This window comes from Calidithermus roseus (genome assembly GCF_003574095.1).
Classification (GTDB): Bacteria; Deinococcota; Deinococci; order Deinococcales; family Thermaceae; genus Calidithermus; species Calidithermus roseus.
On record NZ_QWLA01000007.1, the window covers coordinates 1 to 13,916 of the forward strand.

General features: G+C 66.5%; 14 protein-coding genes. 4 read left to right on the forward strand and 10 right to left on the reverse strand.

The genetic code is table 11. The features are described 5' to 3' along the window. On the reverse strand, positions 1–2,096 hold a 2,096-nt coding region (locus tag Mrose_RS03075), incomplete at its 3' end, for a UvrD-helicase domain-containing protein (RefSeq protein ID WP_147371555.1). A 62-nt stretch (positions 2,097–2,158) separates the two neighbouring features. Between Mrose_RS03075 and Mrose_RS03080 the strand changes: the two genes are divergently transcribed. The 3 genes from Mrose_RS03080 to Mrose_RS03090 are packed head-to-tail and all read left to right on the forward strand — an operon-like array spanning position 2,159 to position 3,669. Further along, on the forward strand, positions 2,159–2,398 hold the full coding sequence (locus tag Mrose_RS03080) for an AbrB/MazE/SpoVT family DNA-binding domain-containing protein (RefSeq protein ID WP_220452274.1): 240 nt from the start codon (positions 2,159–2,161) through the stop codon (positions 2,396–2,398). Next, positions 2,395–2,781 carry a type II toxin-antitoxin system death-on-curing family toxin gene (locus Mrose_RS03085; RefSeq protein WP_119275969.1) on the forward strand — a complete coding sequence of 129 codons (387 nt, stop codon included), beginning with the start codon at positions 2,395–2,397 and terminating at the stop codon, positions 2,779–2,781. The genes Mrose_RS03080 and Mrose_RS03085 overlap by 4 nt, the downstream gene beginning before the upstream one ends. A 42-nt stretch (positions 2,782–2,823) precedes the next feature. Continuing rightward, positions 2,824–3,669, forward strand: a complete 846-nt coding sequence (locus Mrose_RS03090; RefSeq protein ID WP_119275970.1) for an aminotransferase class IV — start codon at positions 2,824–2,826, stop codon at positions 3,667–3,669. On the opposite strand, the gene Mrose_RS03095 is transcribed toward Mrose_RS03090, so the two are convergent. From Mrose_RS03095 to Mrose_RS03105, 3 genes are read right to left on the reverse strand one after another with little or no spacing between them, the layout of a single operon-like run. Next, positions 3,666–4,547 (reverse strand): DNA adenine methylase, encoded by an 882-nt coding sequence (locus Mrose_RS03095; RefSeq protein ID WP_119275971.1) that lies wholly within the window; start codon positions 4,545–4,547, stop codon positions 3,666–3,668. The genes Mrose_RS03090 and Mrose_RS03095 overlap by 4 nt on opposite strands. Continuing rightward, positions 4,544–5,425, reverse strand: coding sequence for a NotI family restriction endonuclease (locus Mrose_RS03100; protein ID WP_119275972.1), 882 nt, complete (start codon positions 5,423–5,425; stop codon positions 4,544–4,546). The genes Mrose_RS03095 and Mrose_RS03100 overlap by 4 nt, the downstream gene beginning before the upstream one ends. Positions 5,426–5,456: 31 nt before the next feature. Next, positions 5,457–7,763, reverse strand: coding sequence for a PD-(D/E)XK nuclease family protein (locus tag Mrose_RS03105; RefSeq protein ID WP_119275973.1), 2,307 nt, complete (start codon positions 7,761–7,763; stop codon positions 5,457–5,459). A gap of 43 nt (positions 7,764–7,806) precedes the next feature. Here Mrose_RS03105 and Mrose_RS03110 point away from each other — a divergent pair, with 43 nt between their 5' ends. Further along, positions 7,807–8,628 (forward strand): PhzF family phenazine biosynthesis protein, encoded by an 822-nt coding sequence (locus Mrose_RS03110; protein ID WP_119275974.1) that lies wholly within the window; start codon positions 7,807–7,809, stop codon positions 8,626–8,628. 105 nt (positions 8,629–8,733) lie between these two features. On the opposite strand, the gene Mrose_RS03115 is transcribed toward Mrose_RS03110, so the two are convergent. The 6 genes from Mrose_RS03115 to Mrose_RS03140 all read right to left on the reverse strand — a co-directional run bounded on the left by Mrose_RS03115 (position 8,734) and on the right by Mrose_RS03140 (position 13,879). Continuing rightward, positions 8,734–9,270: a hypothetical protein gene (locus Mrose_RS03115; RefSeq protein ID WP_147371556.1), complete on the reverse strand. Its 537-nt coding sequence runs from the start codon at positions 9,268–9,270 to the stop codon at positions 8,734–8,736. A gap of 13 nt (positions 9,271–9,283) precedes the next feature. Beyond that, positions 9,284–10,666: a monooxygenase gene (locus Mrose_RS03120; protein ID WP_119275976.1), complete on the reverse strand. Its 1,383-nt coding sequence runs from the start codon at positions 10,664–10,666 to the stop codon at positions 9,284–9,286. 9 nt (positions 10,667–10,675) lie between these two features. Further along, on the reverse strand, positions 10,676–11,965 hold the full coding sequence (locus Mrose_RS03125) for a sensor histidine kinase (RefSeq protein ID WP_119275977.1): 1,290 nt from the start codon (positions 11,963–11,965) through the stop codon (positions 10,676–10,678). Then, positions 11,962–12,609: a response regulator transcription factor gene (locus Mrose_RS03130; RefSeq protein WP_119275978.1), complete on the reverse strand. Its 648-nt coding sequence runs from the start codon at positions 12,607–12,609 to the stop codon at positions 11,962–11,964. Before Mrose_RS03130 ends, Mrose_RS03125 begins: the two co-directional genes overlap by 4 nt. 77 nt (positions 12,610–12,686) lie before the next feature. Next, positions 12,687–13,325: an anti-sigma factor gene (locus tag Mrose_RS03135; RefSeq protein ID WP_182482652.1), complete on the reverse strand. Its 639-nt coding sequence runs from the start codon at positions 13,323–13,325 to the stop codon at positions 12,687–12,689. Further along, a complete protein-coding gene (locus Mrose_RS03140; protein WP_119275980.1) occupies positions 13,325–13,879 on the reverse strand; it encodes an RNA polymerase sigma factor in 555 nt (184 codons plus the stop codon). The genes Mrose_RS03135 and Mrose_RS03140 overlap by 1 nt, the downstream gene beginning before the upstream one ends. Positions 13,880–13,916: the final 37 nt, after the last annotated feature.

Here is a 13,916-nt window from a genome sequence, read left to right on the forward strand (position 1 = left end):
GGGTTGGGGTGGAAGCGGGCCTCGAGCCACTCGGGGATTTCGGGAGGAGTCGTGACGACCAGGGGGCGCACCTCGGCTACGGGGCGGTAGCGCCAGGTGTGGTGAAAGTAGTCGGGCCGCTGGTAGGCGGGGGCGTCGGGACCGAAGCCGATCTCGACCAGGGCCTGGGCCCAGCCGGTGGGCTTGCCCTCCTTGACGCTGCCGGTCATTACCAGCACGTCGCGGGCGCGGCTGGCGGCGACGTACAAGAGCCGGTAGCTCTCCTCCTCCTCGCGGGCCCTCGCCTGCTGGCGGAAGGCCTCGAAGCACTCGGTATCCGGCAGGGCCACCTGAGCGCCCTCGCCCAGGTAGAGCGGCTGGGCACGGTGGCTGTTCATGCGCCCGAGGTCGAAGACCGCCACCAGCGGCCACTCGAGCCCCTTGGCCGCGTGGACGGTGAGGAGCTGGATGCCCTCCCCGCTCTGGGGCACGTCCCCGGCCTCGGCCTGGCGTGAGAGCATCTGCAGGCGCTCTAAGAGCACCTCGAGGTCGCGCGGTGGGCGGCGGGCCACCTCGAAGAGCAGGGCGTCGACGTTCTCGCGGGCGCGGGAGTCGAGGAAGTCGAGGTAGGACTGCCCGGCGATGAAGGGCTCGCGCACCAGGAATTTGAGCGCATCCAGCGGGGCTGACTGGCGCACCACGCGCCGGATGCGCTCCAGCCGCTCCCACACCTCGGGAAAGGAGAGCTCGAGGGTGAAGAGCGGCACCTCGGAGGTGAGGACGCGCTCGAGCTCGGCCAGGCCCATCTGCCCGAAGGGGCTGCGCAGCCAGGCCGCCAGCGAGAGCCCTGAGGGGTCGAAGCCGACGCGCAGCGCGTGGTAGAGGTCGCGGATCTCCTGCCGCTCGTAGTAGCCGCGCCCCTGCAAGAGCACGTAGTCGAGCCCTTCGCGCTCCAGGGCCTCCTCGAGGAAGGGGATGCTGGTGCGCGAGCGGACCAGCACCGCCATCTGGGAGAGGGGAACCTGGCTCGACAGCGCCCGCAGCCGCTCGGCGAGCACCTGGGCCTCGAAGCGGCGCAGCTCGTCCATGGGCACGTCGCCTTCGACCCAGTGCAGCTCGAGCTTGCCCACCTCGCCCCGCACCCCCCTCACGCTGGGGGCCTCCTCCGGCCCGAAGCCCAGCCCGCGCTTGGCGAACTCAGCGGTGAGGCGGTTGAGGAAGCGCACCAGGACGCCGGAGTGCCGGTAGGTGGTGGAGAGGGGCTCGAGCTCGAGCCCCTCCCGCCGGGCCCGGCGGAAGACCTCCACGTCGGCGTCGCGGAAGGCGTAGATGGACTGCTTGGGGTCCCCCACCACTTCCATGGGCATCCCCGCATCGCGCAGCACGCGGAAGAATTCGCCCTGCAAGGGGTTGACGTCCTGGAACTCGTCCACCAGCATCACGCGGTAACGCTCTAAGAGCCGCTCCACCGCCTTGCGGTTGCCCAGCATCCCGATGGCCCGGCGCTCGATCTCCGAGGGCGAGAGCAGGTTGGACCCCAGCCGCTTCTCGTAGGCGGCGAACACCGCCTGGTACACCTTTACCAAGCGCTCGTTGGCCTCGCCCGGCGCGGGCTGGAAGGTCTCGGCCAGCGAGCGCTTGTCGAAGAGGTAGAGCAAGGGCCCCTCGAGGTCGGGCGTGGCCAGGGAGTGCAAGGGGTGCTCGGGATCGGCGGCCAGGTACAACAACGAGCGCCACTCCTCCTCAAACAGCGCCTTGGCTTCCCAGTCGCCCATCAGGCTGAAGTCGGGGTCTAAGCCCAGCAGGGGCGCACACAGCCGCAGGGCCTGGGCCATGAAGCCGTGGATGGTGGTGAGGGTGGCCCCGCCGAGCTCGAGCCGGGCCTCCTCGAAGCGCGCGCGGTCGCTGGGATCGGCCACGAAGCCCAGGTGCTGCCCCCCGGCCAGCACCTCCTCGATGGCCTGCCCCACCCGCACCCGCAGTTCGTCGGCGGCCTTGCGGGTGAAGGTGACGCCCGCGATGCGGCGCAGGGGCGTGCCCGAGGCGATGAGCTCGAGGTAGCGCAGCACCAGGCTGGCGGTCTTGCCGGTTCCGGCGGAGGCAACACGGACCTTCATGCCCATTTTCGCTCGAATCTTACCTGTTCAGGGCCAGGTATAAACAGCGTTATAATTCCGGCGTGAAGCGCACCCTGCTGAGCCTGGGCAACAGCACCGCCGTGACCCTGCCACCCGATCTGCTCGAGCGGCTGGGGCTCCACTCCGGCGATACTGTAGAGGTCGAGGCCACCGAGGACGGCATCCTGATCCGCCCCGTCAAAGCCCTCGACCCCAAGTTCGAGCGGGCCCTGCGGGCGGTGGTTGGGCGGTACGGCAACACCCTGCGCCGGCTGGCCGAGTATGACCGTGGGGACGAATGAAGCCCACCCGCTGGCTGAGCGTGGCCGAGGTCATGCTCCTGCACGACCTGGCGTTGGAGATGCACGGAGGCGAGCCGGGGTGTCTGGACCCTGGGCGGCTGGAGTCCGCCGTCCTGCAAGCCCAGGCCGAGTTCGGGGGACAGTTGCTGCACCCCACGCTCCACGAGCAGGCGGCAGCCTACCTCTTCCACATCGCCACCGGTCATACCTTCGTCGACGGGAACAAGCGCACCGGGCTGCTGGCCGCCCTGACCTTCCTCGAGCTCAACAGCTCCCCCTGCACCCTGAGCGAGGACGCCGCCTACGAGCTGGCGCTCGCCGTGGGCCGGGGTGAGCTGGACAAGGCCCAGATCGCCGCACGGCTCAGGAACCTCGAGGGCTGAGGGGCGCGATGCGCTAAACTACGCACACTAGAGGCTGTGGCGATGGAATACGTGAACCTCAACGGACAGTTGGTGCGCGACGCCGACGCGAAAATTCACATCAGCGACCTGGGGCTGCGGCGAGGCTACGGCGCGTTTGAATTTTTCCGGGTGCTGCGCGGCATTCCCGTGTTCATCGAGGACCACCTCGAGCGCTTCGAGAACTCCAGCCGGGCCATCGACCTCGAGGTGCCCTACTCCCGCGCCGAGCTCGAGGGCTTCATCCGGGAGCTGATTCAGGTCAACGAGCTTCTCAGCGCCGGAATTCAACTCGTGCTGACCGGCGGCTACTCCGAGGACATCTTCACTCCTGGCGAGCCCAACCTGATCATCGCCCCCATCGCGCTGCGGGAGTATTCCCCTGCCCTCTACCGGCAGGGCGTGAAGGTCATCACCCACCGCCACGTGCGCGAGATCCCCGAGGCCAAGACCATCGCCTACCTCACCGCCGTCAAGCTGGGGCCGCGCATGAAGGCCGAGGGAGCCGCCGAGGTGATCTACCACGACGGTAAGTGGGTCTCGGAGGGAGCGCGCTCGAGCCTGGGCTTCATCAAGGATGGGGTGCTCATCACGGCCAAGGACGGCGTGCTGCCCGGCATCACCCGCCTCCACGCCCTGCGCCTGGCTGCGAAGCTCATGCCCATCGAGCAGCGGGCTTTCACGCTCGAGGAGCTTTACGCCGCCGACGAGGCCTTCATCACCAGCTCGACTCGAGGGGTCATGCCCGTGACCCGCATCGACGACCGGCCGGTGGGCAACGGGCAGGTGGGGCCGAGGGTAAGCGCGCTGGTGAAGGCCTTCCAGGCGCACGTGGAGGAGTACCTGAGGGCCCAACAGGTTTCGAGCTAATCCAACCAACCCAGGTTCTTACCCACTATTAGCTCGTACATTACGCTGTGATGGGTGTTTTTCATGGGCACTCTCCTGATTTGAAAGCCGCTGCGTAAAGCCATGTGCTCTACCATGGAATCATCATCATAGGTCATTAGAAAATCACCTGCGAACCTGGAAGCGAGGTGAAACAAGTGGGGATGATCCAGTTCCGAATGGACATAAAGGCGGCTCCCCGCGCGCTTCCGACCAGCGGTATACGGAGGGTCTATAAAGGCCACGGCCCTGGAGCGCCCCAACCGCTGCTCGAGTTCTAGTAAGCCGTCTCCTTCCACAACAGTCACCCGGTCTCGAAGAGGTGCCAAGCAAAGTATTCGACGTTTCAGGGTCTGAGGATACCATCTCGAGCGTATACCGCGCCCATTCTCCCCCTCCTTGACCATACCAGCTCCAGGCGCCAGAATACCACCACGGTTAATCCGGTTTCTGAGGATGGTCTGAAAAGCACGCTCCTCAAGTGTGTTCGGTTCGCGAGAGAGGGCAGCACGCACATTATTTAGATTCAGGTCAAATCTCGAAATCTCCTCTGCCAGTGCTACCGCATCCCCCTCAAAAATCGCCTTCCACACCGCGACGACATCTCGATCCTTCTCGACCAAAATGACTCTGTCAGCAAGGTTTTCATACAGCACGGTCAGACCAGCACTGGCTCCTCCAGCAAAAGGCTCGATGAACTCCGCAGGTCGAAAGGGCAGGCTCGCCAACCATCGCTTCAGGTAAGGTACGAACCAGGTCTTGCCACCTGGATAGCGCAACGGACTGAGTTGGCGTACCGTGGCAACATTCACCACTGCTGGTTCTACATCGAATAGCGGTGTCCGACGCGCCAGACTCATGATTTCCCCTCTATCATGTCTTTTAAGGTGGGAGCGTCAGGGGCTGATTCTCCTAGCTTTTCGTCCAGCTTTTCCTGCAGAAGCGCCACAAAGGATTGGACAGGACCTGCATTGGTACGCGTGATTTGCACCAGAGCGTCCTCAAACTTGGTATAGACCGTTCGGTGACGGGTTAGCCTATAACGATTTGACTCCCCATCCAGTGCTAGGTCATAGAGAAACCAAGCGACTTCAGCTTCCTCTTTGGAGACTTCCTTAAGAAGAGGCAGCGTCTCAAAAAAGGCTGTGTGTAAGGCAACTGCAATTTTCTTATTCCACGAATGAAAGATTCCACCTTTGTAAATGATCTGCGGAGCCAGTCGCTTGCGTGATGAGGAGAGGTAATCCGCCCGCGGGTAATTCTTGCCTTCATATCCCCGGGTCCGATAGCCGATAGGATCAGCAATGAATTCCTCGAAAGGGCGGCGAATATTACCGCTGATGTACACACCCTGAACCTCCACCGAGCCAAAATCCAGGATGCGGCCACGACTGTCATAGCTCACCAAGACAAGGTCGATGTTCCCAGCGGATTTTCCTTCACCATCTTCAAGGCGGATTTCGGCAAGAGAGGTCCAGCTCGCTTCTTCCGGGAAGAAAAAGCGGGCAGCGTCCTCAGCAATCAACCAATCCTGTCGAAATCGCACAGGACAGGTGATGGCTAGTTTATCCCCATCAATGATGCTACAAACACCTAGAGGATCCTGCGCCTTGTCTTTTGTACAATTTGGAATTCGGTTGTTAAAAGGACACAGTCTGAGCTTACGGTACCGATCTGCCTCTTCGCTGACGTTATCAATAGGGAAGCCAAAGGCTTCAGCGATTGGCTGCTTGGGCATACGTGCCCATTCTATACGCCTCAAGGCGCCTTCACCCCACCTTCCCCTCCCGGCACACGTCCCGCACCGAACAGCCCAGGCAGATGAAACCGGGGTTGGGCTCGACCTCGCCCCGCCGGTAGCGCTCGAGCGCGGCCCGCACCTTCTCGTTGCGCCAGCGGATGGGGCCGGTGATCTGGGTGATGGGCCTGTCGTGGAGGGCCAGCGGGGAGCCCAGCACGGGCCAGACCCAAAGCCGCACGCCCTTGACCTGGCGGGGGCTGTGCTCGAGCAGATACCCTGCCAGCCACAGTTCCCCCCAGCGGCCCTGCATGAACTCGCCGGGGTCGTGGGTATCGGGAGGAGCGAAGGTGTAGAAGCTGTACTCCCCGCCCCGGTTCACCGCCGCGTCCACGCGGGCGTGTGGTAGGGCGTTCTCGGGCCAGGTGAAGCCCAGGTGAAGTGAAAAGAGCAGTTCCTGGTGAGCCCTTAGCCAGTCTTCGGCCTCGGGGAAGCGTTTGGAGAGGGCCTCGAGGCGAGCCTCGTTGAGGCGCTTCAGCGCCCGCAGCTCGCGCACCAGGGCCCGCCAGCCCGTGGGCTCCTGGCGCTGCTGGAGGCCGCCCCCAAGGCGCTCGGCCCAGAACCTGAAGCCGCACTCGTCATAGCGGCGCAGGTCCTCCACGCTGGCCGAACCCAGGGTGATCGGGCCGGAGAGGGGGCGGTAGGCTGCGCTTTGGGGCAGTTCCAGGCGGCTGCCGATAGGGATTGCAGGGATGCGGGGCACCTGCTGGGGATTGGGGATCAGGACGGCTTCGGGCTCGAGGGGGCCGCCCTGGTCGGCTTCGGGATAGGTGATGGTCACGCTCTGGGCGCGGGTGGCGAGTTCGTGCAGGATCAGCCGGTCGCGGCCCAGGAAGCGCCGGGGCAGGCCGATGCGGGCGTAAAGCTCCTCCAGCGCCAGCCGCTCTTCCTCGGGGATGAAATAGTCCTCCCGCTCGCCCGCTCCGTAAGCGCCCTCGACGGCGTAGGTCAGGTAGAGCCTGGCGAAGCGCACCCCAGAGGCCAAAGTCGGCGTGAGCAGGGGAACCCCGCCCGGCGGGCGCACGGGCTCGTAGGTCTCGCTGAGCAAAGCCGCCCACCAGCGGCGGAAATCGGGGCCGTAGGCGATGCGACCCGCCTCCTTGGCCCGCTCCAGCAGCAGGTCGCGGCGGGGCCCGGCCCGCACCTCGGGGATGGAGTCCATCAGGCTTCGGGCCCAGGCTTCGAGGTCGCCGGTGGGCTCGAGCCGCTCGAGCCAGGCCGAAAGCTGCGCGTGCAGCCCCATCTGCTGGGCCAGGCGCTGGATGGGGGCCAGCCCGGCTAGACCGGCGTCGAGGGCGGCGCGGCCCAGGGGAGCGAGGTCGGGAATGGCCAGCAAGCGGGTGGGGGTGGGATAGTCGGGCAGCTCGAGCAAATCCAGCAGCAGGCGGCCCTCGGGAGTGTCGGCGGCGGTGCGGGGGGTGTAGTCCACCAGGGGCACGCCGTACTCGTCGGCCAGGCTCAGCAGTGCGGCCAGGCGGGACTCGGGCGCGACCACCGCCAGATCGACAGGAGCTACCCCCTGGGCCAGGTCACGCTTAAGCGAGCGCAACACCCAGCGGGCCTCGGCCACGGGGTTGGGGGCGCGGTAAACCTGGGGACGAGGGGGCGGGCCCGCCGTATGGGAGAGCACCTGGTGCGGACGATACCCCGGCGGAGCCTCTGGCAGCGTGACCCAGACCTCGCTCACCCGCCCCAGGCCCTCCAGGAAGCGTAACGCCAGGGGCAACAGCTCGCGGAAACCGTCTACCAGCACTAAGTCGGCAGGAGGTTCGAAATTGGCGGCCTCGACGAGCCGCACTGCCGCGTCGCGGAAGTCGTCGTAGTCCCAGCGCCCCCAGGCCTCCTTGAGTTCCTCGTAGCGCTGGAAGACGCGCTTGAAGCGCCGGCTTTCGGGGTCTGGGGTGGGAATTTGCTCGGGGCCAACGCCGTAGCGCTTGGCCTCGGCCACCGCTCGCGCGAACAGGCGGGCCTCGCCGGGGTTGGGCAGCGACTGCGACTCGCTCTGCAGCGCCTCCCCCACCAGCGCGACCCGCGCCGGACCGGTGAGGATGGGCCGCAGGCCATAGCTGGCAGCCAGGAGGCGGTAGTAGGCCTGCTGGAAGGACAGCACCTCCAGCCCCAACACGGCTCCCTCTGCCGCCACCCGGCGGTAGACGTAGGCCCGCTGGTGGGGCAGGCAAAGCCACCAGACCCGCTTACGGGCCTTCAGCGCCGTACGGGCTTTCTCCAACAGCAGCTCAGTTCGCCCCGAGGCCGGAGGACCGACGATCAAATGCACGTGCCCAGTCTACCCAGCCGGGTATGCTATCGGGGGTTGAGCTATGGGTCTGCGAATCATCCAGGTCGACGCTTTTACCAACCGGCCCTTCTCGGGAAATCCCGCCGCGGTATGCGTACTCGAGGCGCCCCGCCCTGCTGTTTGGATGCAGGCGGTGGCCCGCGAGATGAACCTCTCCGAAACCGCTTTCCTGCACCGTGAATCCAGCGGCTACCGATTGCGCTGGTTCACCCCCGAAGCCGAAATCGCCCTGTGCGGGCACGCCACCTTAGCCAGCGCCCACGTGCTGTGGGAGGAGGGGCACAGCCGCGCCCCCATGCTGGAGTTCCACACCCTCAGCGGCCTGCTGACCGCTACCCGCGCGGGGAACTGGATCGAGATGAACTTCCCCACTGAGCCGGTGATGCCCGCCGAGTTGCCCCCGACGCTGCTCGAGGCCATCGGCGCAAAGCCCGTATTCACCGGCAAGACCCCGGTGCGCTTCTTCGTCGAGCTCGAGTCCGCCGAGGTGGTGCGCAAGCTCAGGCCCAACCTCAGCCTGCTGGCCCAGGTTCCCCCAGGCCGCCTCATCGTCACCGCCCGCTCCGATGATCCTCGCTACGACTTCGTCTCCCGCTACTTCGCCCCCGGCATCGGCATTCCCGAGGACCCGGTCACGGGTTCGGCCCACTGCGCCCTGCCGGTCTACTGGGCTCCCAAGCTGGGCAAGAAGGAGTTCATGGCTTACCAGGCCTCAGCACGGGGCGGCGAGTTGCGGGTGACGCTGACCAGCGACCGCGTGTTCATCCAGGGGCAGGCCGTCACGGTAATGCGGGCGGAGCTGGTCGATCAGGTCGAGGGTCAATGGTTGATGGTCGATGGCTAAGAGCAAAATGCCCTACGCGTTTTGCATTACTTCGCCCTAGACCCTCGACCTCAAACGCCACAAGCCTTCCTGTCACCTACCCCTGAAGCCGAAGCCCACCCCTTCCTACGGATTGCCTTGAGCCTCCTCACTGGGCCAGCGGTAGGGCGAGCGGCGGAAGTCGGCCAGCCAGCGCGGTTCGGGGAGGGGCTCGAGGCTGCGGCTCAGGCGCAAAAAGCCCATCACCCGGCCATCCACCAGCAAAAAGCAGCGGTAAGCCTGGGCCTCGGGCACCATCCAGTTGGCCAGTTGTAGCCGCCTGCCGATCTGCTCCATGCGCCTGCGGCCCTGGTTGATGAGGCGCAGGGCGGTCAGGGCGGGGCGTTCGATGAGCTGGGCCAGATCCTCCAGGCCGACCGGGACCAGGGCCAGGCGGTTGTCCAAGGTCAGGCGGCTGAGGGGCTGCACCGCACCGGGTTCCCTGGTGCCCAGCAGCACCCGGATCAGCCAGCCCTGAGGGCGCGAGCTGCCAAGGGGCTCGAGGTAGAAGCCCACCGGGCGTAACTGGGTGAAGACCTCCTGGCAACGCCCCAGCACCTCGGCGTCGGAGAGCTGAGCCATCGCCGGAGTGAGCAGCAGCAGAAGGGACAGGAGCCGTCTCATGGGGTTCGGGCCCTCACTTCACCCAGGAGATCCCTCCCAGGCACATCTCGTCGGTGGTGCCCTCGCCCCAGGTGAGGTAGCGCGGCTCGAGGGGCCGCCCGTCGGGGCCGGGGATGGCTTCGGCGTTGTCGTAGACGCAGCTTATGCGTACCCGGTCGCCCTGCCTGAGGGCGATGGGCTCTTCGAACCAGTACTCGCCCTGCCAATGGAAATCCCAGCGGGGAATGTCCAGCAGCACCTTCTCGCCGGGAGTACCGGGGTTGAGGCTGATGCGCAACGCCTTGCCGCGCAGGTGCATGTGGGCCAGCACGCCCAAAGCCACTCCGTCCTCGCGCACGCTGAAGTCGCAATGGGTCTCCTGGTGGCTGCCGTCGCCGATGTCGCGGCGCAAATAATCCTCCAGCGTGGTGCCGCACAGCAGGTGGATGCCGTCGGCCACCCGCTTGAGCTCGCTGCGCTCGAGGGCAAAGGCACGCCCGCAAGCCTCCCCCGAGACCCCCGGCGGGCAGCGCACCTCGACGGGAGCGGCCAGAATCATGCGGCGGATGGACTTGGGCTGGCTGGCTGGGTCGGCGAAGAAGAGCTCGAGGCGGGTCTGGTCGGGGTGAGCGGGGGCGCTGAGGTTGTAATGCACCTGCATGACGATCCTCGAGCCCGCCTTGATCTCCTTGCCGGTCCCGGGGGGGTAATCGGTGCCCTGGGTGCCGGGAACCCAGAAGCCCAGCGCGTTGCCCAGGCTCCCGGTGCCCGCCCCCAGGCTGGGCCCGCCGAAGCACTGCCAGCCGGGCCGCCCGTCCGCCCCGTCCTGGGCTCTGGCCCGCTGCACCGCCTCAGGGCCGATGACGAAGAGGATCACGTGGTGCACGAGCTGGCTCTGGCCGGGCTGTATCCGGTAGCCCTGCACGAAGGTATCGCGCTCGAGCCCGGTGTCCAGCAGGAAGCAACGGTAGTCGTCGTAGAGCCTAGAATCCGGGGTGTAGGCCCTGGGCATGGCGGCCACCAGGTCGGGCGTGCGGGCAACAGACTTGTTCGGCGTGAGCGTGGGGTTCTTTGCCTCCCCCAGCGGCGCCCCCGCTTTCGCCCAGCTCACCAGCGTGGCGATGGCTTCCGGGCTCAGGCGGCGTTCGCCCCGCATTTTGGGCGAGGCCTCCCCCGGTGGCCAGGGCGGCATACGCCCCTCGGCCACCGCCGAAGCGATGGCTGGAGCCATCTTCACCGCCCACTCGGCACTGTCAAGGGGAAAGGGCGCAATTCCCCCCTCGGTGTGGCACCCCACGCAGTGGGTATTGAGGATCGGGGCCACGGCGTCGTAGTAGGTTGGCAGCCCATCGGCAGCCCCCCCAGAGCCTCCCAGCCACAGCAGCAGGCCCGCGAGAATCCAGTGCCGTGCCTTCATGCCCTAAGGCTACGCAATTCCCCTTAACTCTGCCTTAAGGCCGGGAAGCCAGACCCCCACCCTGGCCCCGCCTTCGGGCCGGTTCTCGGCCATCACCCGGCCTCCGTGGACCCGAGCCACCGCCTCCACCAGGGCCAGCCCCAGCCCGGTCCCCCTGCCCTCACCCTTGACGAAGGGCTCGAAGACCCTGGGCAAAAGGGCTTCGGGAAAGCCCGGGCCGCAGTCGTCGAGGTAGAGCCAGACCCCGCCCTCCTGGGGCACCAGGCGGGCCTCGAGGGGCAACCCCCCGTGCTGGCGGGCGTTCTGGTACAGGTTGTCCAGGGCCAGGGTGAGCAGGGCCACCTCGGCGCTGACGGTGGCCTCCCCTTCGACGTCGAGCCCATAGCGTTCGCGCAGGAGGAGTGCCAGGTCTACCGGCTCGGCCTGAGCCTGGCTGCGGCCCTCGAGGCGGGCCAGGGTCAGCAGCCCCCCCAGCAGGCTCTCCATGCGCCGGACCTCACGCAGGGCCCCTTCCAGGGCACGGGTCTCTCCAGGCCGCCGCTGGAGGACCTCGAGGTAGCCCCTGAGGGCGGCCAGCGGGTTGCGCAGTTCGTGCGAGGCTCCGTAGGCGAAGCGCTTGGCGGCCTGCTCCTGTTCCTTCATGCGCTCGAAAGCCTGGGAAAGCGCCTCCATCAGGCGGTTCAGCGAATCCACCGCCGGGCGCAGCTCGAGCAGGCGCGGCTCGGGCAGGGGTTGCAGGAAGTCGGGGCTGCGCAGGGAGAGCTCGCGGGCCAGCGAGCCCACCGGGCGCAGCGAACGCGAGAGCCCTACCGCCCCCACCAGCCACGCCAGCAGCAACAGCACCAGCCCCACGCTCAGGTAGAGCCGGAAGAAGCGAGCCGGCAGCTCGGCCACCTCCTCCAGCGGCACCGCCACGCCGAAAGCCCCCAGTTCGCCGGGCTGGGCGATCCACAGCCGGTTTTCGATGAGCCGGCGGAAGGTACGACCCTCGCGCAAGGCCTCGTAGACCCCCTCGGGCAGGCGGTTGTCGCCCTGGTCGGTCCAGATGGGGCGGGTGCCGCTGGAGTCGAGCAAAAAGCCCACTCCGCCGAAGTCGTTGGTGATCTGGCTGAGCGATTGCGGTGTGACGTTGAGGGTGGCCGCTAGGAAGCCCATGCGCGCCAGCAGGGCGCGCTCGAGCGCCGAGAGCGCGGTGGCCTGGGCCTCGCGCACGGTGAACACCCACAGCGGCACCAGCAGCACCGCCAGGGCCACGAACAGCCACACCAAAAGCCTCGTGTGCAGGCTCAGACGGCTCATTTGCGCAGGATATACCCGTGGCCCCGCAGGGTGTGCAGCAAAGGCGGCTCGCCCAGCGCCCGACGCAGGGCCGAGAGGTGTACCTCGAGGGTGTTGGGCTCGACTTCCTCCCCCCACACCCGCTGCATCAGGCTCTCCTTGGGCAGCAGGCGCTCGGGGTGCTCGAGGAAGGTCTTCAGCAGCAGGAAAGCCTTGGGGGAAAGCTCGAGCAGGCGCTCCCCCCGGCGAGCCTCCATGCGGCTGGGAAAAAGGGTCACGTCAGCGTAGCACAGCATTTCCTGCTTCCGGGAAGCCCGGCGCAGCAGGGCCTCGAGGCGGGCTACCAGTTCCGAGAGAGCGTAGGGCTTGACCAGGTAGTCGTCGGCCCCACCCCGCAGGCCCCTGACCCGGTACTCCACCTCGTCCAGCGCGGTGAGCATCAAGACCGGCACCGTGCTCTGCTGGCGAATTTCCCGGAGCACCCCGAAGCCATCGCCCCCCGGCAACAGCACGTCCAGCACAACAACCTCGGGCTCCTGGCCCAACTTGCGCAGGCCCTCGGCCCCGGTGGCCGCCTCGAGCACCTCATATCCTTCGAGCTCGAGACCCATCCGCAAGGCCTCCCGCACCCCAGGATCGTCCTCGATGAGGAGCACTTTGGGCATACTGCCGTTATTGTGGCATGGCCTGACTGAAGCGGGGCTGAAATTTGGCCTGCGGCTCGTGGGGAAAAACCCCTTGCTCAAGACACCGGCACGCTCCCCAGCGGCTGGGTGGGCTGGGGGCTGCCGCCGGGGGGCTCGAGGCTCACCCCCATGCGCTCGAAGCCCTCGTAGCGGGTCTCGTAGACCCTCCCCCGGAAGATGCCCAGCGAGACCGGCTGGCCGTCCTTGCGGCCCCAGGCCTGGTAGACCCTGTCCCTGGGGGCGGGGTCTTTCATCACGATCAGGCAGCTACCGTCCTCGAGCCAGATCATGGTGCCGATCCCCTCGCCCTGGGCGTTCTTGATGGCCCGCCACTTGCCCTCGGGAATCGCCAACCAGCGCGCGATCTTGGCCTGCTCGGCCTGGAGAGCGCGGAGGCTTTGAAGCTGGTAAAGCCCAATCCCAGCGAAGACCAATGCCAGGCTAGCGGCCACGGCAGCAATCTGAGACCAGGGCAGCAGCCTGCGCCCTCGAAGCCGCTTCTGGATGCGCGACCAGACCCTGGGCGGCGGGGTTATGGGGGCTAGCTGCTCGGGTAGCCTGAACAGCGCTGCGCGGAGGGAATTGAGTTCGGCCTGCAGCTCGGGCGAGCGCTCGAGCTGGGCCTCGAGCCGCCTGGCCTCCTCGGAATCGAGCTGTCCCAGCAGGTAATCGGGAAGCAGGTCGCGAAACTCCATCACTCGCCCCCCTCGCGCACCTTGCCCTCGAGAAACTCCCGCAGTTGCAGCAAGGCCCGGCGCAGCTTCGTTTTCACGGTTCCCAGCGGCATCTGGTGGCGTTCGGAAAGTTCGCTATGGCTGTAGCCCCAATAAAACGACTCCTCGAGCAGCCTGCGGTCCTCGGGCGACAGCCGGGCTAAGGCCCGCTCCACCAGAACCCGGTCGGTGGGGTCATGCTCGTGCCACAGGCCCATCTCCTGCTCGGGATCGTGCAGGTCGTGCTCCAGGGCCTTCTGAGGCCGAACTCTGCGCGCGCGCAGCCTCGAGAGGGCCAGGTTGCGTGCGATGGTGAACACAAAGGTGCTCACGCTGCCGCGCTGCGGATCGTAGCGCCGGGCTTCCTTGTAAAGCTGTACGAAACTGTCTTGCAAAACTTCTTCCGCCTCCTCGCGCCCGCCCAGCATGCGCAGCAACAGGGCATAGACCTTGCCCCCGTAACGCCGGTACAGCTCCTCGAGGGCGCTTTCTTCTCCCTGGGCTACCTGCCGTATCAGGTCGCTGTCTGATTCCACGCCCTCTATTCAACACTACGTGAATGTGTGACGCTAT

Bases quoted from the DNA above. Each gene is read 5' to 3' on its own strand.
- Mrose_RS03085 (WP_119275969.1), top strand. From the start codon at position 2,395: ATGAAGCCCACCCGCTGGCTGAGCGTGGCCGAGGTCATGCTCCTGCAC.
- Mrose_RS03090 (WP_119275970.1), top strand. From the start codon at position 2,824: ATGGAATACGTGAACCTCAACGGACAGTTGGTGCGCGACGCCGACGCG.
- Mrose_RS03095 (WP_119275971.1), bottom strand. From the start codon at position 4,547: ATGAGTCTGGCGCGTCGGACACCGCTATTCGATGTAGAACCAGCAGTG.
- Mrose_RS03100 (WP_119275972.1), bottom strand. From the start codon at position 5,425: ATGCCCAAGCAGCCAATCGCTGAAGCCTTTGGCTTCCCTATTGATAAC.
- Mrose_RS03110 (WP_119275974.1), top strand. From the start codon at position 7,807: ATGGGTCTGCGAATCATCCAGGTCGACGCTTTTACCAACCGGCCCTTC.
- Mrose_RS03115 (WP_147371556.1), bottom strand. From the start codon at position 9,270: ATGAGACGGCTCCTGTCCCTTCTGCTGCTGCTCACTCCGGCGATGGCT.
- Mrose_RS03120 (WP_119275976.1), bottom strand. From the start codon at position 10,666: ATGAAGGCACGGCACTGGATTCTCGCGGGCCTGCTGCTGTGGCTGGGA.
- Mrose_RS03125 (WP_119275977.1), bottom strand. From the start codon at position 11,965: ATGAGCCGTCTGAGCCTGCACACGAGGCTTTTGGTGTGGCTGTTCGTG.
- Mrose_RS03130 (WP_119275978.1), bottom strand. From the start codon at position 12,609: ATGCCCAAAGTGCTCCTCATCGAGGACGATCCTGGGGTGCGGGAGGCC.
- Mrose_RS03135 (WP_182482652.1), bottom strand. From the start codon at position 13,325: ATGGAGTTTCGCGACCTGCTTCCCGATTACCTGCTGGGACAGCTCGAT.